This window comes from Sphingomonas sp. BK580, assembly GCF_014194975.1.
In the GTDB taxonomy this organism is placed as follows: Bacteria; Pseudomonadota; Alphaproteobacteria; order Sphingomonadales; family Sphingomonadaceae; genus Sphingomonas.
This window is the reverse complement of sequence record NZ_JACIAY010000004.1, coordinates 317,840-337,130: the sequence shown is the minus strand read 5'-3', so window position 1 is coordinate 337,130 and position 19,291 is coordinate 317,840. Positions and strand designations below refer to the sequence as shown.

Sequence of the window (19,291 nt, the reverse complement as noted above, 5' to 3'; positions counted from 1 at the left end):
CCGGACGAAGTGGTCCGGGTGAACGCGCCTCGGCTCGGATCGAGCCCGACCGACCACCCCGACAGCGCGGCGGAACATGATCGCGTCGGGCTTATCTTGTCGCAGCCGCAGCAGCTTAACTGAGCGCCGCCGAAGCAGACCAGACTGGATCGCATGATAAAGCCGCGATCCTCCCGATTTTGGGTCAGCAACCTTCACCGGCCTGCCACCAGCTTATCTATACATCAGCAAGAGCAAAGTGATCATCTGAAGGGAAGATCATGTACACAAGGGTGGAATCTTCACGGAGCGTGCGGGCGGGCGCGCTTCACACGACGGCAATCGCCTTAGCGATCCTCGTCAACGCTCCGGTCGTGAGCGCTGGTCCCGCGGCGGATCGCGGCTCCGTCGCGGCGGACGAGCAGGCCGGTAGCGTGACACCGGCCGTGCCCGTGACTCTGCGCCGGAGCGGCCCGGTCGACGATGCCAACGACGGCGACGGTGCGGTCGTCAACAGCGCCGAGATCAACGGGCGGTTGCTGGTGGCACCGGCGTCCGATCTCGCGGGATCGCCCGTCCTCCCCGGCTCGATCGCGAAGACGGGCACGACCCACACGCTGATCACCGCCAACCAGGGGATCACCGGCCGCTACGCCAGCATGCAGGTGCCGGCGACGCTCGCCCTCGCGGTGACCCAGGGCACCGACCGGATCGCCGCGCTCAGCCTGTTCGCGCGGAGCACGCACTTCAGCCCGCTCGTCAACGCCAGCATCGATTATGCCAACCAGCGGCTGCTCGATCGGCCGAGCGCGGCGCTGGCGGCGCGTAGGTCGAACCTCTACGACGGTGACGGCAACTCGCTTCCCAAGGCGTTCGCGCGGCTCACGCCGGAGGCCTACGCGGCCGCGACGCAGATCGGCGTGGATGACGCGCTGACGCTAGGCCAGTCGACGCGGGGACCCGCCTTCGCCCCGTACGCGAAGGACACCGGGCTGTTCACCTTCGGCCAAGGCCTGGGCGGCTGGCACACGCTGCGCGGCGATCCCGCCACTGGCAGTGCGCCCGCGACCAGCCGCGCTTATGGTGCGCTCGGCGGCATCGGCTTCGCCGACGCCGGCTGGGTGGTCGGCGCCTTTGCCGGCAACCTGACCAACCATCAGGAGGTCGAAGGTCTCGGCAGCGAGACCCGGGTCGGCAGCCTGGTGACGGGCGCGCATGGCCGCTACAGCAGCGGCAGCGGCCTCGGCTTCTCCTCGGCGATCACCTTCGACGGCGGACGCGCCCGCACGCACCGCTGGCTGCCGGACGGGCGCCGCGTCTGGAGCCACTACGACCTGAACAGCATGGTGAGCGACCTGTCGGTGTTCTACGCGCTGGACGCCGGTCACGCGTGGACGCTCACGCCGCGCGCGGGCCTGACCTACGTTCGCACCGTGCGCGGCGGCGCGAAGGAGCAGGGTGGCAGCGTGTTCGCGCTCGACGTCACGTCGGAGCACCACACCGCCGGCGTCGCGGATGGCGCGCTCACCCTCGCGCGGAGCGACGGCTCGGCCGAGCCGTGGCGGCCGTACGTCACGCTGGGTGCGCGCTATCAGTTCCAGGGCCGGGGCGTCCGCACCCTCGCCGGCTATGCCGACGGGCCGCTGACGCTCGCGGCGATCGGAGCGAGCCGTGCCGAACTGGTCGGCACCGCCGGTGCCGGAGCCGGCTATCGCCCGAGCGACGCGATCGAGATCTTCGCGGGCGCCGCGGCGCAGACCGGCCGCGATGACCATCAGGAGTCGATCACCGCGGGGGTCCGCGCTCGCTTCTGAGCCAGCGCGGAGGCGGGCACGCGCGAGCGCGGCGCCCGCCCTCCGCCGCCCACCGCTGCTAAGCCGTCCCGTGCTGTTCGGAGCGCAGCGGGTGACAGCGGCCACCGAGCTGCGCTCCGGGCCGCCCACCGGAAGCGCCCGAACGAGATTGTACGAGAAGTCTGCTTGAACGACGGCGGTCGGCCGGCCGACGAAACGACCCCGCCGGCCCAGCGCCGTCACCCCGATCGCAGCAGCGCCACGCCGGCGTCGCGCTCGAACAGATAGAGCGCCACGCGCGCCGCCTGCCCCCTCGCCCCCTCGAGCCCGCCATCGCGGTCGATCAGCAGCCGCGCGTCGTCGGTCGCGGCGGGGAGTAGCTCGCCGAGCAGCTCGGGCGTGGCGAGCCGGAACATCGCCTCGCCCGACTGGCGCGTGCCGAGCAGCTCGCCCGCGCCGCGTAAGCGCAGGTCCTCCTCGGCGATACGGAAGCCGTCGTTGCTCTCGCGCATCAGCGCCAACCGCGCCCGCGCGGTCTCGCTCAGCGACCCGCCGCGCAGCAGCAGGCACACCGACTTGCCCCCGCCCCGCCCGACCCGCCCCCGCAACTGATGGAGCTGCGCCAGCCCGAAGCGGTCGGCATGCTCGATCACGATCAGCGTCGCGTTGGGCACGTCGACGCCGACCTCGATCACCGTCGTCGCCACCAGCACGCCCGCCGCGTTGGCCGAGAAGCGCGCCATCACCGCGTCCTTCTCGGCCCCGCGCATCCGGCCATGGATCAGAGCGACGCGATCGCCGAAGCGCGCCTGCAACGAGGCCGCGCGCGCTTCCGCCGCCTGGAGGTCGCTGGTCGCGCTCTCCTCCACCAGCGGGCAGACCCAATAGGCCTGCTTCCCGTCCGCGAGATGCCGGCCGAGCGCGTTGATCACCTCGTCGATCCGCTCCTCCGAGACGACGCGCGTCTCGATCGGCTCGCGGCCGGGCGGCATCTCATCGAGCCGGCTCTGGTCCATCTCGCCGTGGAGCGCGAGCGTCAGCGTGCGCGGGATCGGGGTGGCGGTCATCGCCAGCACGTGCGGCGGGGTCTGGCCCTTCGCCTGGAGCAGCATCCGCTCCGCCACCCCGAAGCGATGCTGCTCGTCCACCACCACCAGCCCGAGGTCGCGGTAGCGCACCGCCTCCTGGAAGATCGCGTGCGTGCCGACCAGCAGCTGGATTGAGCCGTCCGCCAGCCCCATCAGCGTCGCCTCGCGCGCGCGGCCCTTGTCGCGCCCGGTCAGCACCGCGATCCCGACCGGCAGTCCGGCGAGCAGCCGGCGCAGCGTGTCATAGTGTTGGCGCGCGAGGATCTCGGTCGGCGCGAGCAGCGCGCCCTGCGCCCCCGCCTCGATCGCGATCAGCAGCGCCAGCGCCGCCACCAATGTCTTGCCCGCGCCGACGTCGCCCTGGAGCAGCCGCAGCATCGGCGCGCTCTGCGCCAGGTCGCCCTCGATCTCGCCCACGCTCCGGGCCTGCGCGCCGGTGAGCTGATAGGGCAGCCGCAGCAGCTCGCGGAGCCGCCCGTCGCCCTGCAGCGACCGCCCGCGACGCTTGCGCGTGTCGGCGCGCACCAGCGAGAGCGCGAGCTGGTTGGCGAAGAGCTCGTCGTACGCGAGCCGCGCGCGCGCCACGGCGTCCGCCGGATCGGCGTGGATGCGCTCGACCGCACTGCGCCAGTCGGGCCAGTCGTGGCGCGCCTTGAGGCTCGGCTCGATCCACTCGTCGAGCACCGGCGCGCGGGCCAGCGCCTGCTCGACCAGGGCGGCGAGCCGGCGCGAGGTCAACCCCTCGCTGAGCGGATAGATCGCCTCGCGCGCGCGGAAGCCGTCCTCCTCACCGCCGATCTCGGGATGGACGATCTGGAGCACGTCGCCGTAGCGGTCGAGCCGGCCCGAGACCCGCTTGGGCTCGCCGAGCGGCAGCTGCTTGCGCGCCCAGCCCGAGCCGCCGCCGAAGAACACCAGGCTCGCGTGGTTGCCCGCCGCGTCGGTCGCCTGCACGCGGGTCGGCGCGCGCGGACTGGAGCCGCTGCGGTACTCGCGCGGGGTCAGCGTGATCGCGATCGTGCGGCCGACGTCGGCCTCGTCGAGGTCGTCGCGCGCCACCCGGTCGACCCAGCCCGAGGGCAGATGGAACAGCAGGTCGACCACGCGCGCGATGCCCAGCCGGTCGAGCGGCTTGGCCAGCGCCGGGCCGACGCCCTTGAGCGCGGCCGCCTCGGCGAACAGCGGATTGAGGATCTCGGGTCGCATGACTATGTAGCGCCCGACTATTCTGCCTCCCGCCGCCGCGCCAGCGAAAGCTTGCGGGCGGCGTTGTGGCAGCGCTCCGCTATGGCATAGACGGGCCGCGCGCGGCCGACGGGAGATCACGTGGACCAGGACATCCGGCTCAAGCGCCTGCGTTTCCGCGCCTGGCATCGCGGCACGCGCGAGGCCGATCTGATGATCGGCGGCTTCTTCGACACGCACGCCGCGAGCTGGACGCCGGATCAGCTCGACTGGTTCGAGCGACTGCTGGAGGAGCAGGACGTCGACATCATGGGCTGGGCGATCGGCTCGCTGCCCTGTCCGCCCGAGTGGGAGGGCGAGATGATGGAGGTGATGCGGCGCGTGGACTTCGTGACGATCCCGTGAGGCACGCTCCCCGTCAGCCCGGCCTTGAGCCGGGATGACCGTAGCGTGTGAGGCGGCTGACGTTCGAGACGCCGAGATCTCACGACGGAGGCGTGACCAACGCCCTCCCTCCGACCAAGGACCCGAATGCCCGACCTCAGCAAGATCCTCCGCGCCACGACCCCGCTGACGCTCGCGGGCGTCCCCGCCGGCTTCCTGCCCGCGCTGCTCGCCGATCTCGCGCGCGCGGCGCCGTTGCGCGCGGTGTTCGTCGCGGCGGACGAGGCGCAGATGCGCGGGCTCGCCGCCACCGCGCCTTTCTTCGCGCCCGAGCTGGAGGTCGTCCAGCTCCCCGCCTGGGACTGCCTGCCCTACGACCGCGCCTCGCCGACGCTGCGCGTCATGGCGGAGCGGATCGGGGCGCTCTACCGCCTCCAGCAGAAGCCGCGCGCGCCGCAGCTGGTGCTCACCACGGTCAACGCGCTGACCCAGCGCACGCTCACGCCGTTCCGCATCCGCCAGCTCGTCGCCGAGCTCAAGCCTGGTGCGCGGATCGACCGTGACCGGCTCGCCGCGCTGCTGCAGGCCAACGGCTACGTCCGCACCGATACGGTCCACGACCAGGGCGAATATGCGGTGCGCGGCGGCATCGTCGATCTCTTCCCCAGCGGCGAGGAGCAGGCGCTGCGGCTCGACTTCTTCGGCGACGAGATCGAGAGCGTGCGCAGCTTCGATCCCGCCGACCAGCGCACCACCGGGCGGCTCGACGGCTTCGTGCTGCTCCCCGCCTCGGAGGCCTTGCTCGACGACGACAGCGTCAAGCGCTTCCGCACGCGCTACCGCGAGACCTTCGGCGCCACCGCGACGGGCGACCCGCTCTACCAGGCAGTCAGCGAGCGCCGCCGCCTCGCCGGCATGGAACATTGGCTGCCGCTGTTCGAGGAGAAGCTGGCGACGGCCTGGGACCATCTCGGCGCGGATGCGGTGGTGGTACGCGACAGCGGCACGCCGGCGGCGGCCGAGAGCCGGCTCGACTCGATCGCGGACTATTACGAGAACCGCAAGCGCGCCGAGGCGGCCGAGCCCGGTAGCTATCGCGCGCTGCCGGCCAAGACGCTCTACCTCGACGCCGACGAGTGGGCGCGCGAGGTGGCGGCGATGCCGGCGCATCTCGCCACCGCCTTCCACGAGCCCGAATCCGTCACTGTGCTGGACTTCCAGGTCGACGGTCCGCGCGACTTCGCCCCCGAGCGCGCCGCGCAGGCGAACGTCTACGAGGCGGTGGTGGCGCATGTCGCCAAGCTGCGCCGCGACGGGCGCAAGCCGGTGCTCGCCAGCTACTCGCTCGGCGCGCGCGAGCGGCTGCGCTCGCTGCTCGAGGACCACGGCCTCACCGGCGCGCGGCTGACCGAGACGTGGCAGGAGTCGCTCGGCGCCGCCGACCGCGGCGTGGCGATGGCGGTGATCGGGCTCGACCACGGCTTCACCGCGCCCGATATCGCGGTGCTCACCGAGCAGGACATGCTGGGCGACCGGCTGGTGCGCCGCGCCAAGCGCCGCAAGTCGGCGGACGCCTTCCTGGCGGAGCTGGCGACGCTGTCGCCGGGCGACCTCGTCGTCCACACCGATCACGGCATCGGCCGCTACGTCGGGCTGACGCAGGTGCCGGTGGCGCGCGCGCCGCACGACTGCGTCGCGCTCGAATATGCCGGGGGCGACAAGCTCTACATCCCGGTCGAGAACCTCGAGGTGCTGTCGCGCTACGGCTCGTCCGAGGAGGGCGCCGCGCTCGACCGGCTTGGCGGCGAGGCGTGGCAGCGGCGCAAGTCGCGGATGAAGGAGCGGATCCGCGAGATCGCGGGCGAGCTGATCGCGGTCGCGGCGGAGCGCGCGCTGCGCCCCGGCGAGGTGGCCGAGCCCGACAGCGCGGGCTATCCTGCCTTCGTCGATCGTTTCCCGTACACCGAGACGGACGACCAGGACCGCGCGATCGAGGAGGTTCTGGCCGATCTGTCCGCGGGCAAGCCGATGGACCGGCTGATCGTCGGCGACGTCGGTTTCGGCAAGACCGAGATCGCGCTGCGCGCCGCCTTCGTCGCCGCGATGGCGGGGATGCAGGTCGCGGTGGTCTGCCCGACCACCCTGCTGGCGCGCCAACACTACCAGAACTTCTCGGCACGGTTCGAGGGCTTCCCGATCAACATCGGCCGGCTCTCCCGCCTCGTCCCCGCGGCCGAGGCGAAGCGAGTCAAGGACGGGCTGGCGAGCGGCGGGATCGACGTCGTCGTCGGCACCCACGCGCTGCTCGCCAAGACGATCGACTTCAAGCGGCTCGGCCTCGTCATCGTCGACGAGGAGCAGCGCTTCGGCGTGACGCACAAGGAGCGCCTCAAGACGCTGCGCGCCGACGTCCACATGCTCACGCTCACCGCCACGCCGATCCCGCGCACGCTGCAGATGGCGATGAGCGGGCTACGCGAGCTATCGGTGATCCAGACCCCGCCGGTCGACCGGCTCGCGGTGCGCACCTATGTCATGCCGTGGGATCCGGTGGTGCTGCGCGAGGCGCTGCTGCGTGAACATTATCGCGGCGGGCAGAGCTTCCTCGTCACCCCGCGCGTCGCCGACCTGCCCGATATCGAGGACTATCTGCGCCGCGAGGTGCCCGAGATCCGCTACGTCGTGGCGCACGGCCAGATGGCCCCGAGCGAGGTGGAGGAGCGGATGAGCGCCTTCTACGACAAGAAGTTCGAGGTGCTGGTCTCGACCACGATCATCGAAAGCGGGATCGACATCCCGTCCGCCAACACGATCATCGTCAACCGCGCCGACCGCTTCGGACTGGCGCAGCTCTACCAGCTGCGCGGGCGCGTCGGCCGCTCCAAGACGCGCGCCTACGCCTATATGGTCGCGCCGCCCGAGCGGCAGATGACCGACGCGGCGGAGAAACGCCTCAAGGTGCTGAGCGACCTCGACTCGCTCGGCGCCGGCTTCCAGCTAGCGAGCCACGACCTCGACATCCGCGGCGCGGGCAACCTGCTCGGCGACGAGCAGTCCGGGCACATCAAGGAGGTCGGCTACGAGCTCTACCAGTCGATGCTGGAGGAGGCGATCATGGAGGCCAAGGCGGGCGGCCTGCGCGAGCGCCAGCGCGACTTCTCGCCGCAGATCAGCGTCGACGCGCCGATCCTGATCCCGGAGGAATACGTTCCCGACCTCGACCTGCGCATGGGCCTGTATCGCCGCCTCAACGAGATCGACGAGGTGGCCGGGCTGGAGAGCTTCGCCGCCGAGATGATCGACCGCTTCGGCGCTTTGCCCGAGGCGACCGATAATCTGGTCAAGGTCATGGAGATCAAGCTCAACGCGCGCACGGCGTGTGTGGCCAAGCTGGACGTCGGGCCGAAGGGCGCGCTGGTCACCTTCCACGACGACAAGCCGCCCAACGTGCCGGGGCTGCTCGCCTATGTCGACCGGCTCGGCGGCGTGGCCAAGCTGCGACCTGACAGCAAGCTGGCGCTGTCGCGCGCCTGGGGCGATCCCAAGGCGCGGCTGCACGGCGCGCTGCAACTGTCTAAGGGGCTGGCCAAGGCCGCGGCGTGACGGGCGGCGGCGCTGCTCTGGTGAGTCACTATCCGCTGTTTCCTGCCACCCCGGCGGAAGCCGGGGTCCAGGTGGGAAGATCGCGGTAAATCCCGCGATCGTCACCCAACTGGAACTCGGCATCCGCCAGGGTAGTACGGTGTAGGTGTGGGCGGCGTTCGAATAACAAGCGGCGGGTATGAGCTGCGCGTCCTGACGTACTTCGTTCCGCGGCGAAGGGCGGGCCCAGCTGGGAAGGTCCTGGAGAGACTCGTTGCCGTGGCCCAACTGGACCGCGGCCTTCGCCGGGGAACAGTATAGGTGAGCGACGCGACATCTCACCGATGCTGCCGCTCACCGCTCCCCTCAGCTGCTGTGGTCCGAGATGATCCGCCACCCCTCCTTGCGTCGCTCGAACAGCAAGGTCGTCACCCCGCTCTGCGGCGCCGCGCCTCCGGTCGGCGTCAGCGTCCAGCGCGCGACATGGAGCAGGTGGACCGCGCTGAGCGGCCGCCACATCACCGGCGTGAAGCTCAGCCGCCCGCGCACGTTGCCCCCGCCGACGAAGCTCTTGGCGTAGCGCGCCGCGATCGCTTCCCTGCCCCGCGCCACGTCCCCACCGGCGACATAGACCGCGTCGGGCGCGTAGATGGCCGTGAAGCGCGCCAGGTCGCCCGCGTTCCAGCCGGCCGCGCTCTCCGCCATCACCGCCTCGACCTGCGCCTGCGGCGTCGCCGCCGCGGCCACGGCTGCCCAGATCAACATCGTCGCGCTCATCGTGCCACCTCCGCCTCGTCGCCGACCCCCTCGGCCAGTTCGTCCGCGTCGAAGCGCTCGCGCGTCATGGTGAAGCTGCCGGCATAGGTCGCGAACGACCAGTCGCCGCGCACCAGGGTCCCGCGCGGGTCGACGGTGCCGCGATAGTCGACCGCGTGCACCAGCACCTCGCCGTCATACTGCTTCACGAAGGACACCGCCGCGCCGTCGCGCCGGCCGCTCACCAGCGCGCGGCGCACCGGCTCCAGCCCGAGGTCGTCCGGCTCGCTGATCGTGCCGCTGAGCCGGCCGCCGCGCTCGGTCAGCCGCGCGATGAAGCTGTTCGGCCGATTGCCGCCGCCCTCGTAGCGCCCGTACCAGGTGCCGCCGAGGTCGCGCGGATCGCTCACGCCAGCCGCGCCTGCAGGGCCGAGTCCTCGAGCGGCTCGGCCCAGAGGAAGCCCTGGTAGAAGGTGCAGCCGCGCTGTGCCAGCAGCGCGCGCTCGCGCTCGCTCTCCACCCCCTCGGCCACCGTCTCCAGCCCGAGCCCGCCGGCGATCGCGATCACGCCTTCCACCACGACTCGGTCGCGCGCGTCGCCGGTGATCGTCTGCACCAGGCTGCGATCGATCTTGAGATAGTCGAGCGGCAGCCGCGTCAGATAGGACAGGCTGGAATAGCCCGTGCCGAAGTCGTCGAGCGCGACGCGGCAGCCGGCGGCGCGCAGCGCGGTGAGCGAGGTCGCGGCACCGTCGAGATCGTCGATCAGCCCGGTCTCGGTCACCTCCGCGGTGACTCGCTCGAACCCCACCCCCGAGGCGCGCACGCGCGCGAGAAAGCGCTCGACGAAGGGCGCGCGCGCCATGTCGGCGGCGGTAACGTTGACCGCGATCCGCAGCCCAGCCATCCGCGCCGGCCAGCGCGCCGCGCGCTCGAGCGCCAGCGCCTGCACCTGGTCGGACAGCGCCACGCCCAGGTCGGCGCGATGCGCCGCGGCGAGCAATGTCTCGGCGCCGAGCACGCCCAGCCGCGGGTGCTGCCAGCGTGCCAGGGCCTCCACCCCGGTGACCGCGCCGTCCACGATACGGATCTGCGGCTGGAAGCGCACGTCGATCTCGCCCCGCTCGATCGCGCGGTGCAGGTCGGCGGCGAGCGCGGCGAGCGGCACGCCCTCGTGCTCGGCGGCGACCCGCGTGGTCGCGCCGTCGCTGGCGCGGGCGCGCGCCAGCGCCTCGGCGGCGCGGCGCAGCAGGTGCTCGGCGGGCTCGTCCTCGGTCATCCGCGCGACGCCGATGCGCGCGCCGACGTGGATCGTCTCGCCGCCGATCAGGAAAGGGCGCTCCAGCGCGCGCTCGATCCGGCTGACCGCGGCGTCGCCGGTCGCGGCGTCGCCCGCGACCACGATCGTGAAGGTGGCGCCGCCGCGCACCGCCGCCATCTCGTGCCCGGCGAGTTCCTCGGCGAGCCGCTCCGCCATCGCCTCGACCAGCTGGTCGCCCGCGGCGCGGCCGTAGGCGGTGTTGACGATCTCGAAGCTGGTCGGCGCAGCGACGATCGCGGTCACGCCGCCCGCCGCATGCGCCTCGACCAGGCGCAGCTGCTCGGCGCTGGCCGCGCTCTCCCCCGGGCGCCGCCCGCCCCGCTGCATCGCCCGTGACCGCCGCTCCATCCCGCGCTTGGTAGGCGCGGGCGCGGCGCGCGGCAATCATCTTGCTCTGCCGTGAACGACTCCCTAGCTCTCTGCGTTGTGTCAGGCATGGACCCAGACCGCGCGCCCGCGCCCCTCGTCGACTCGTTCGGCCGCGCCATCCGCTATCTCCGCGTCTCGGTCACCGATCGCTGCGACCTGCGCTGCCGCTATTGCATGGCGGAGCACATGACCTTCCTGCCGCGCGAGCAGATCGCCTCGCTCGAGGAGCTGGCGATCATCGCCGAGCGCTTCGTGGCCCGCGGGGTGCGCAAGATCCGGCTGTCAGGCGGCGAGCCGCTGGTGCGGCGCGACGTGATGATGCTGGTCGAGCGGCTCGGCCGGCACGTCGGCGGCGCGCTCGACGAGCTGACCATGACGACCAACGGCACGCGGCTGCGCCGCTACGCCGCCGACCTGGTCGCCGCCGGGGTTCGCCGAGTCAACGTCAGCCTCGACACGCTCGATCCAGCGCGCTTCCGCTACATCACCCGCCACGGCGACGTCGCCGAGGTGCTCGACGGCATCGCCGCCGCGCGCGACGCGGGGCTCGCTGTCAAGATCAACATGGTCGCGCTCAAGGGCCTCAACGCGGACGATATCGCGCCGATGCTGCGCTGGTGCGTCGCGGAAGGCCACGATCTCACGCTGATCGAGACGATGCCGCTCGGCGCGATCGACGAGGACCGCACTGATCGCTTCCTCCCGCTCACCGCGGTGAAGGAACAACTCGACCGCGCCTTCACCCTGACACGCGACGCGGCGGGGACGGGCGGGCCGGCGCGCTACTGGCAGGTCGACGGCGGGCGCACGCGGCTGGGGCTGATCTCCCCGCTCACGGCCAATTTCTGCGACGGCTGCAACCGCGTGCGGCTGACCACCGAGGGACGACTCTACACCTGCCTCGGCCACGACGACCAGCGCGACCTGCGCGCGGCGCTGCGCGGCGGCGGCGTGGGCGCGCTCGACGCCGCGATCGAGGACGCGCTGCTCACCAAGCCGCGCCGCCACGATTTCCGGATCGAGCGCGACGCCGCGCCCGCGGTGGCGCGGCACATGAGCGTCACCGGCGGATGAGCCGCTATCCGCGGCGGGCGCTGGTCGCCTCGCCCACCGCCCCGGCGCAGGCGGCGCGCGCCGAGCTAGCCGACACCTGGGACTGGTGCGCGCTCGACGAGGCCGACATGGTGGTCGCGCTCGGCGGCGACGGCTTCATGCTGCAGACGCTGCACAACCTGCTCGAGCGACGCCGCGCGATCGTGCCCGTGTTCGGCATGAACCTCGGCACGGTCGGCTTCCTGATGAACGAGTGGCGCCGCCACGATCTCGACGGGCGGATCGAGCGCGCGCGCGCCTTCCAGGTCACGCCGCTCACCGCCACCGCGACGGGCGTGGACGGGCGTGTCCGCACGCTGCCCGCGATCAACGAGGTGTCGCTGCTGCGCGAGACGCGCCAGACGGCCAAGATCGAGGTCAAGATCAACGACCGGATCGTGATGGACGAGCTGTCGTGTGACGGCGTGCTGGTCGCCACACCGGCGGGCTCCACCGCGTACAATCTCTCCGCGCACGGGCCGATCCTGCCGCTCGGCTCGCAGATGCTCGCGCTCACGCCGATCAGCGCCTTCCGCCCGCGGCGCTGGCGCGGCGCGATCCTGCCCGATCGCACGCGCGTGTCGCTGCGCGTGCTCGATTCGAGCAAGCGCCCGGTGTCGGCGGTGGCCGACCAGCGGGAAGTGCGCGACGTGGCGCAGGTGGACATCGCGATGGACCGGGCGCGCGAGCTGACGCTGCTGTTCGACCCCGAGCACGCGCTCGACGACCGGATCGCGATGGAGCAGTTCGTCGCCTGATCGCCGATGCGGCACAAAGGGTATTGCGCCGCGCGAATCCACGGCTATAGACGCCCTCCACAGCGTTCCCCGATAGCTCAGCGGTAGAGCTCTCGACTGTTAATCGAGCGGCCGTTGGTTCGAATCCAACTCGGGGAGCCACTTCTTACATCGTTGGATCACTATGGGCACCCGGGTCCGGTAAGGCACTCGAACGCCCTTGGGACGCGTGCTTGCTTGCCGCACGTTCGCGTACGGTAACGCTACCACGCGAGCCTTTTCTCGGGAGAGCGCCGGACCCGGCTCGACCGGAAAACGAGGCCCCTGCGCCCTCGAGATGGTCGCGCGGGAGCGCTCGGGGCGACGGCGGCGCCACGCACACCGCATCAGGCCCGGCACGCCCGAAGCACGCGCAGCCGGCGTGAGCAGACGCGAGCGCGCGTTCCCGTTCCCCGACAAGCGAGACAGCAGTCTTTCGTCGCTGTTTTAGCCTTAGTCGCAATGACTTAAACAGCTGATCCCGTTATCAAAAGGGCCGCTGGTCTAGCTGCAATCTTGCGACGGCGGCGAAGGTAAGCGGTTACACTGGTCCGCCGTCCCAAGTGTCAGAAGTTTCACATTGATCGGACAAGGAGGTCGGGTTACAAGCCGCGTGGTAGCGCTCATCAAAGCGCACCATTGTGCCTCGCCACTTACGCTGGCGGGATAAGGGGGGGGATCATGGAAGACCGGCTTCGACTCGCACGTGCTGTTAACGTTCACCGGCGCTCGCTGCGCGCCGGCGCCTCGCTCGCGGCCCTGCTCGCCCTGGGGATGAGCGGCGCCGCATGGGCGCAGGCCGAGGTCCAGCCGATCGCTCCCGACGCCAGCCAGGCTGCCGCTCCGGGCCAGGACCAGGGTGAGCGTGGCGCCAGCGACACGGGCGACGTGGTCGTGACCGGTCGCCGTGCCGCGCTCCAGGCCGCCGACGACCGCAAGCGCCGCAGCGAGACCATCATCGACTCGGTCGTCGCCGACGATGCCGGCAAGCTGCCCGACAACTCGATCACCGAGGTGCTCCAGCGCGTCTCGGGCGTGTCGATCGTCCGCTTCGCCGCGCTCGGCGACCCTGACCATTATTCGGTACAGGGCTCGGGCGTGCAGGTGCGCGGCCTCACGGGCGTCGCGTCGCGCCTCAACGGCCGCGAGATCTTCAGCGCCAACAACGGCCGCGCCATCCTCTGGAGCGACGTCACCCCCGAGCTGATGGCCGCGGTGGACGTCTACAAGGCTTCCACCGCCGACCTGATCGAGGGCGGCACCGGCGGCCAGATCGACCTGCGCACCAAGCTGCCGTTCGACTTCGACGGCGGCTTCCACGTCGCCGGCACCGGCGAGCTGGCGCTGGGCGACATGGCCAACAAGGCCGACCCGACCGGCTCGTTCCTCGTCACCAAGAGCTTCGACACGGGCATCGGCCGCATCGGCGTGCTCGCCGACCTCGCCTTCAGCCAATTCAGCTCGCTGTCGCAGTTCCTGCGCACCAGCCCGTACTTCCTGACCAAGCTGAGCGACGGCACCGAGAAGTACGTGCCGAGCGGCTTCGCCTATGGCGACGAGGCGTTCCAGTATCGCCGCTACGGTATCTACGGCGCGGTGCAATGGGCGCCGAGCGACTCGCTGACCTTCACCGGCACCTTCTTCCAGTCGCGCTACAAGAGCCAGTCGAGCGACTATGGCACCCAGCTCGACTCGCAGACGCTGACCGTGAACCCGGCGACCAGCACCTTCGACAGCGACGGCCTGCTGCTGTCGACCGACGCGCTGTACAACCGCAACACCGACACGTTCGCGCCCACCAACGCCGCGATCACCAGCAGCGGCAACAAGGGCTTCGTCCAGAGCAACACGGTGACGCGCGACTACTCGCTGTCGTTCGCCTACGCGCCCGACGGCGGCCCGCTCTCGATCAAGGGCGCGATCCAGCGCGTCGACTCGCACCAGATCTACGACCGGATCGATATCTTCCGCGATACCGGCTTCGGCAACAGCTACGGCATCGACCTGACCGGCGACCTGCCGCTGATCAGCGTCGGCGCCGACACCCGCGCCGCGTTCGCCGATCCGTCGACCTACTTCTGGTCGGCGTCGATGCCGCACAACGAGAACAACAAGGGCCGGCTCGACAGCGCCCAGGTCGACGCCGAATATACGTTCGACGACGGCTTCTTCCGGTCGGTCAAGCTGGGTGCCCGTGCCGCCGAGCGCAAAGAGCGCGATTTCGCGAACGGCTACAACTGGACCGCGCTGGGCCGCGGCTGGAACGGTGACCCGCAGCTGACCTACGCCAATGCGGTGCCGGGCGACGTCGCGGTCCACACGTTCGACGACTTCTTCCGCGGCAACACCGCGCTGCCGGGCAACCTGATGTTCGCGACCCAGGCGCTGGCGTCGCGCTACAATCGCGACCGCACCGGGCTGGTCCAGTCTCCGCCGGCCGGCTTCTGCCCGGCGGGCACCGAGTTCAACTGCTCGGCCTCCGGTCCGCTGCCGGTGGGTAGCGGGTACGGTGGCGCCTCGGGCATCCGCCCGGTCGGCTTCGTGCTGCCGGGCGACCAGGTCGACAACCGCACCCGCAACATCGCGGGCTATGCGCTGCTCCGCTTCGGGCCGCAGGACAATATGCCCGGCATCGCGGGCAACATCGGCCTGCGCGTCGTCAACATCCGCAACCAGGGCAGCGGCTACGTCCAGCAGAACGGCGGGACAGCCTATCTGCGCAACGGCGTGCTCCAGACGCTGGCGAACACCTTCGTGCCGCGCGGCGGCGAGGCCGAGTTCACGCGCTTCCTGCCCTCGATCAACCTCGAGTTCTCACCCAGCGCCAAGGTGAAGCTGCGCGGCAGCTACAATGTGACACTCGACCTGCCGAGCTTCAACGCGCTGCGCTCCTCGGGATCGGTCGGCGTCGCGACGATCACCAACCCGGGCGGTACCGGGTTGACGCCGCTGTTCGCCAACTTCACCGCGGACACGGGCAACCCGCTGCTCAAGCCGACGCTGTCGCACAATTTCGACATCTCGCTGGAATATTACGCGCGTGCCGGCACGTCCTTCCACGTCGCGCCCTTCTACAAGCGCCTCAAGAACCTGCCGATCTTCTCGATCACCGAGCGGCAGGTGAACGTGGTCTTCACCGACGGCGCGACCGAGACCGTCACCGCGACCGCCTCGGACTATATTAACTCCAGCAAGGCCGCGACGGTGAAGGGCGTCGAGGTCGGCGGCCGCTTCTTCCTCGACATGCTGCCCGGCTTCCTCAGCGGCTTCGGCTTCGAGGGCAATTACACCTTCATCGACAGCAGCAACCCGGGCGACCTCTACCGCGACATCCGCGGCACGATCCGCAACGACGCGCCGCTGGTCGGTCTGTCGAAGCACAACGCCAACGCGACGCTGCTGTACGAGCGCAATCCCTTCTCGCTGCGCGTCGCTTACTCGTGGCGCTCCAGGTACCTGCTGTCCACCAACAGCAACGGCACCAACGGCACGTACAATTACTACAGCGCGCCCGGCGTGCTGACCGATCTCGACGGCGGCGCCAACACCAGCACGCAGATCGCGCTGCCGATCTACGGCGGCAACTACGGCTCGCTCGACGCCGGCATCCGCTTCAAGGTGACGGACAATTTCTCCTTCGGCGTGCAGGGCACCAACCTCACCGCCTCGACCCAGCGGACGCTGATGGGCGGTTACCCCAACGGCCGGCTCGTCGGGCGCAGCTGGTTCCAGTCGGATCGTCGTATCAGCACGGGCATCAACCTCTCGTTCTGATAGGATGCGCTGCCCCGCCGACCGCGGCGGGGCAGCGGGAGGACGGCCATGAGGAAGCGCGTGCTGATCGTCGGCGGGGGCACCGCCGGGTGGCTCACCGCCGGCTATCTCGCCCGGCGGCTCGGCGCCGACCTCGCCGACGGCGTCGCGATCACCCTGGTCGAGTCGAAGGACATCGGCGTGCTCGGCGTCGGCGAGGGCACCTTCCCGACGATCCGGCGCACGCTCGCCACGATCGGCGTCGACGAGGCCGAGCTGGTGCGCCGCTGCGGCGCCACCTTCAAACAGGGCGCCCGCTTCGTCCACTGGCAGCGCGCGCCGGGCACGCCCGGCCGCGACCATTACATGCACCCGTTCCAGGTCGCCGAGGCGCCGGGCGGGCTCGAGCTGCTGCCCTATTGGCTCAGCGGCGCCGCGGGCGACACCGAGTGGGACGAGGTCTCCACCCCGCAGAAGGCCGCCGCCGACGCGGCGCGCGCGCCCAAGCTGCCGACCCACCCCGATTATGTCGGGCCGCTCAACTACGCTTTCCACTTCGACGCGGTCGCGCTCGCCGGGCTGCTACGCGAGCGCGCGGTGGCGAACGGCGTCACCCATCTCGTCGACACCGTCACCCATGTCGCGCTCGATGACGGCGGCGCGATAGAGCGTGTCGAGACCGACCGTAACGGCGCGCTCACCGCGGACCTGTACGTCGACTGCACCGGCTTTCGCGCCGAGCTGATCGGCAAGGCGATGGGCGTGCCGTTCCGCTCGTGCCGCGACGTGCTGTTCTGCGACCGCGCACTCGCCGCGCAGCTACCCTATGACGCGGCGGACGCGCCGATCGCGTCGCAGACCATCTCGACCGCGCAGGAAGCGGGCTGGATCTGGGACATCGGGCTCGACCGGCGTCGCGGCATCGGCCACGTCTACTCGTCCGATCACAGCGACGACGCCGCCGCCGAGCGCGCGCTGCGGCGCTATCTCGGCCCGCGCGGGGCGGAGGCCGAGGTGCGCCGCTTCCGCTTCGAGGCGGGCTTTCGCGAGATCAACTGGCAACGCAATTGTGTCGCCGTCGGGCTGTCGAGCGGTTTCTTCGAGCCGCTCGAGGCGACCGGCATCGCCTTCGCCGAGGTGTCCGCCGCGATGATCGCCAACCTCTTCCCGTGGAGCGGCGATCACGAGACGTCGGCGCGCCAATTCAACGCCAACCTGCTGCGCCGCTACGAGCGCGCGCTCGACTTCATCAAGCTGCATTACTGCCTGTCCGAGCGGCGCGACACCGACTTCTGGCGCGACAATGTCGCCGATACGTCAAGCACCGCCAGCCTGCTCGAGCTGCTCGACCGCTGGCGCCACCGCTGGCCCAACGAGCTCGACATCGACCCGCAGGTCGACATCTTCACCGAGGCGAGCTGGCAATACGTCCTCTACGGCATGGGCTGGCGCACCGACCTGAGCGCGCGCGCGGGCGCGCTGCGCTACCGCGACGACGCGCGCCGCGCCTTCGGCGAGGTGCGGCGTCAGGTCGGCGTCGCGCTCGCCAACCTGCCGCCGCACCGGGCCTTGGTCGAGGCGGCGCAGCGGCGCGGCTTCGGCAGCGCCGCCGCCTGAGCCGGCGCTAGAGGTGCACGCCCGCGGCGCGCATCGCCGCCTCGGCGACCTCGACGCTGCCGCCGCCCGGCGCGGGCATCCCGATCGCGCGCGTGTAGCGAGTGAGAACGAGCGCGGCGAAGCCGTCGCGCCGCGCGTCGAGCGCGGACCAGGCGACGCAGAAATCATAGGCGAGACCGACGAGCACGCAGCGCCGCACGCCCTTGTCGCGAAGGTAGCCGGCGAGGCCGGTCGGCGTCGTCTTATCATTCTCGTAGAAGGCCGAGTAGGAATCGACCGCCGGGTTGGCACCCTTGCGCAGGATCAGCCCGGCACGCGCGACCGCGCCGGCGACGTCGGGGTGGAAGTCGGCACCCGCGCTGCCCTGGACGCAATGGTCGGGCCATAGCACCTGCTCCCCGTACGGCATGCGCACGGTGTCGAAGGCGCGCCGGCCGGGATGGCTGCTCGCGAAGGACGAGTGGCCCGCCGGATGCCAGTCCTGCGTGACGACGACGTGGCGGAATTGCTCGGCCAGCGCGGCGATCGGCGCCATGACCGAGTCGCCGTCCGCCACCGCGAGCGCCCCGCCGGGGCAGAAGTCGCGTTGCGGATCGACCACGATCAGCGCGTCCTCGGCGGTGTAATCGTCTGCGTCTTTCATCGGCGGCTCCTTCGCGCTGGCGTCATGAGGCAGGTGGGAATGCGCCAGCCTCGATCAGCCCTCCCCTTCGGGAGAGGTTGGGTGACGTCCTGCCTCAAGGGTCACCCTGGCGGAAGCGCCCCGCCCTCACCCCCCACCTAGACAGGCTACGGAGATATCCGCCGACGCCGTGCCGCGTTCGCCGCTCCGCCGCACCGTCTGAAGCAAACTCGCGCTTTCCCGCCGACGGTCAGCTCGCCTCGCCACCCCCGTGGCGGGCGGAGCGTTTCCGTTCATCGCACGTTCCACTCGCCTCGGCTACACGACGCCAGTCGTGCCGCCCTGGTGCGATTGGAGTGACTCGCCATGTTGAAGAAATGGGGCCGCACCGCCGCTGTCGTGGCGCTGGCGGCCAGCACCACGTTGGTCGCGGCGTGCGCGACCGAGACTGCCTATCGCCCGGCGACCGGATCGGGCTTCTATCGCACCGGCTACAGCGACACCCGCATCGAGCCGAACCGCTTCCGCGTCACCTTCGCGGGCAACACCGTCACCGACCGCGACGTGGTGGAACGGTACCTGCTGTTCCGCTCGGCCGAACTGACACTGCAGAACGGCTATGATTATTTCGTCATGGCGGATCGCGATACCGATCGCCAGGCGCGCACCTACTCGACGCCGGGCTACGGCGGCTTCGGTCCGGGCTTCGGTGCCTTCGGCGGCGGGCTGTGGGGACCGCGCTGGGGCTTCTACGGCCGCGGCTTCGGCTATCGCGCCTGGGACCCGTTCTGGGGCGGGCCGTGGGGCGGCTGGGGCGGCGGTGCCGACATCCGCACCGTCGACCGCTACGAGGCGTCGGCGGAGATCGTGATGTTCAAGGGCTCGCCCGAGCCGGGCAACGTCCGCGCCTTCAACGCGCGCCAGGTGGTGGAGACGATCGGGCCGTCGATCAGGCTGCCCAAGGCGTCCTGATC

The 19,291-nt window shown here is 70.9% G+C and carries 13 protein-coding genes and 1 tRNA gene; 9 read left to right on the top strand and 5 right to left on the bottom strand.

Annotated features, from left to right (window positions below):
* Window positions 1-353: 353 nt before the first annotated feature.
* On the top strand, window positions 354-1,793 hold the full coding sequence (locus FHY05_RS10285; protein ID WP_183944284.1) for an autotransporter outer membrane beta-barrel domain-containing protein: 1,440 nt from the start codon (window positions 354-356) through the stop codon (window positions 1,791-1,793).
* Between the two features lie 218 nt (window positions 1,794-2,011).
* Here the strand turns inward: FHY05_RS10285 and recG are convergent, their stop codons facing one another.
* Window positions 2,012-4,066: an ATP-dependent DNA helicase RecG gene (gene recG, locus FHY05_RS10280; protein WP_183944283.1), complete on the bottom strand. Its 2,055-nt coding sequence runs from the start codon at window positions 4,064-4,066 to the stop codon at window positions 2,012-2,014.
* A gap of 120 nt (window positions 4,067-4,186) precedes the next feature.
* Between recG and FHY05_RS10275 the strand changes: the two genes are divergently transcribed.
* Together FHY05_RS10275 and mfd are read left to right on the top strand one after the other, a co-directional pair.
* Window positions 4,187-4,450 carry a succinate dehydrogenase assembly factor 2 gene (locus tag FHY05_RS10275; protein WP_183944282.1) on the top strand — a complete coding sequence of 88 codons (264 nt, stop codon included), beginning with the start codon at window positions 4,187-4,189 and terminating at the stop codon, window positions 4,448-4,450.
* A gap of 126 nt (window positions 4,451-4,576) precedes the next feature.
* Window positions 4,577-8,032: a transcription-repair coupling factor gene (gene mfd, locus FHY05_RS10270; protein ID WP_183944281.1), complete on the top strand. Its 3,456-nt coding sequence runs from the start codon at window positions 4,577-4,579 to the stop codon at window positions 8,030-8,032.
* Between the two features lie 345 nt (window positions 8,033-8,377).
* On the opposite strand, the gene FHY05_RS10265 is transcribed toward mfd, so the two are convergent.
* The 3 genes from FHY05_RS10265 to FHY05_RS10255 are packed head-to-tail and all read right to left on the bottom strand — an operon-like array spanning window position 8,378 to window position 10,436.
* Window positions 8,378-8,776, bottom strand: coding sequence for an SgcJ/EcaC family oxidoreductase (locus tag FHY05_RS10265; protein WP_183944280.1), 399 nt, complete (start codon window positions 8,774-8,776; stop codon window positions 8,378-8,380).
* An 8-nt stretch (window positions 8,777-8,784) separates the two neighbouring features.
* On the bottom strand, window positions 8,785-9,177 hold the full coding sequence (locus FHY05_RS10260; RefSeq protein ID WP_183944279.1) for a hypothetical protein: 393 nt from the start codon (window positions 9,175-9,177) through the stop codon (window positions 8,785-8,787).
* On the bottom strand, window positions 9,174-10,436 hold the full coding sequence (locus tag FHY05_RS10255) for a GGDEF domain-containing phosphodiesterase (protein ID WP_183944278.1): 1,263 nt from the start codon (window positions 10,434-10,436) through the stop codon (window positions 9,174-9,176). The genes FHY05_RS10260 and FHY05_RS10255 overlap by 4 nt, the downstream gene beginning before the upstream one ends.
* A gap of 87 nt (window positions 10,437-10,523) precedes the next feature.
* On the opposite strand from FHY05_RS10255, the gene moaA reads away from it, so the two are divergent.
* The 5 genes from moaA to FHY05_RS10230 all read left to right on the top strand — a co-directional run bounded on the left by moaA (window position 10,524) and on the right by FHY05_RS10230 (window position 17,695).
* Window positions 10,524-11,531 carry a GTP 3',8-cyclase MoaA gene (gene moaA, locus FHY05_RS10250; RefSeq protein ID WP_183944277.1) on the top strand — a complete coding sequence of 336 codons (1,008 nt, stop codon included), beginning with the start codon at window positions 10,524-10,526 and terminating at the stop codon, window positions 11,529-11,531.
* On the top strand, window positions 11,528-12,307 hold the full coding sequence (locus FHY05_RS10245; RefSeq protein ID WP_183944276.1) for an NAD kinase: 780 nt from the start codon (window positions 11,528-11,530) through the stop codon (window positions 12,305-12,307). Before moaA ends, FHY05_RS10245 begins: the two co-directional genes overlap by 4 nt.
* A gap of 66 nt (window positions 12,308-12,373) precedes the next feature.
* A tRNA-Asn gene (locus FHY05_RS10240) sits at window positions 12,374-12,448 on the top strand.
* Between the two features lie 558 nt (window positions 12,449-13,006).
* Entirely contained in the window at window positions 13,007-16,099 is a 3,093-nt protein-coding gene (locus FHY05_RS10235; RefSeq protein ID WP_183944275.1) for a TonB-dependent receptor, read from the top strand.
* Between the two features lie 48 nt (window positions 16,100-16,147).
* Window positions 16,148-17,695, top strand: a complete 1,548-nt coding sequence (locus tag FHY05_RS10230) for a tryptophan halogenase family protein (protein WP_183944274.1) — start codon at window positions 16,148-16,150, stop codon at window positions 17,693-17,695.
* Between the two features lie 7 nt (window positions 17,696-17,702).
* Here the strand turns inward: FHY05_RS10230 and FHY05_RS10225 are convergent, their stop codons facing one another.
* Complete coding sequence (locus FHY05_RS10225; protein ID WP_183944273.1) at window positions 17,703-18,338, bottom strand: nicotinamidase; 636 nt, start codon at window positions 18,336-18,338, stop codon at window positions 17,703-17,705.
* Between the two features lie 345 nt (window positions 18,339-18,683).
* Between FHY05_RS10225 and FHY05_RS10220 the strand changes: the two genes are divergently transcribed.
* Window positions 18,684-19,289 (top strand): CC0125/CC1285 family lipoprotein, encoded by a 606-nt coding sequence (locus FHY05_RS10220; RefSeq protein WP_183944272.1) that lies wholly within the window; start codon window positions 18,684-18,686, stop codon window positions 19,287-19,289.
* Window positions 19,290-19,291: the final 2 nt, after the last annotated feature.

Bases quoted from the DNA above. Each gene is read 5' to 3' on its own strand.
- recG (WP_183944283.1), bottom strand. From the start codon at position 4,066: ATGCGACCCGAGATCCTCAATCCGCTGTTCGCCGAGGCGGCCGCGCTC.
- mfd (WP_183944281.1), top strand. From the start codon at position 4,577: ATGCCCGACCTCAGCAAGATCCTCCGCGCCACGACCCCGCTGACGCTC.
- FHY05_RS10265 (WP_183944280.1), bottom strand. From the start codon at position 8,776: ATGTTGATCTGGGCAGCCGTGGCCGCGGCGGCGACGCCGCAGGCGCAG.
- FHY05_RS10255 (WP_183944278.1), bottom strand. From the start codon at position 10,436: ATGGAGCGGCGGTCACGGGCGATGCAGCGGGGCGGGCGGCGCCCGGGG.
- moaA (WP_183944277.1), top strand. From the start codon at position 10,524: ATGGACCCAGACCGCGCGCCCGCGCCCCTCGTCGACTCGTTCGGCCGC.
- FHY05_RS10245 (WP_183944276.1), top strand. From the start codon at position 11,528: ATGAGCCGCTATCCGCGGCGGGCGCTGGTCGCCTCGCCCACCGCCCCG.
- FHY05_RS10235 (WP_183944275.1), top strand. From the start codon at position 13,007: ATGGAAGACCGGCTTCGACTCGCACGTGCTGTTAACGTTCACCGGCGC.
- FHY05_RS10230 (WP_183944274.1), top strand. From the start codon at position 16,148: ATGAGGAAGCGCGTGCTGATCGTCGGCGGGGGCACCGCCGGGTGGCTC.
- FHY05_RS10225 (WP_183944273.1), bottom strand. From the start codon at position 18,338: ATGAAAGACGCAGACGATTACACCGCCGAGGACGCGCTGATCGTGGTC.
- FHY05_RS10220 (WP_183944272.1), top strand. From the start codon at position 18,684: ATGTTGAAGAAATGGGGCCGCACCGCCGCTGTCGTGGCGCTGGCGGCC.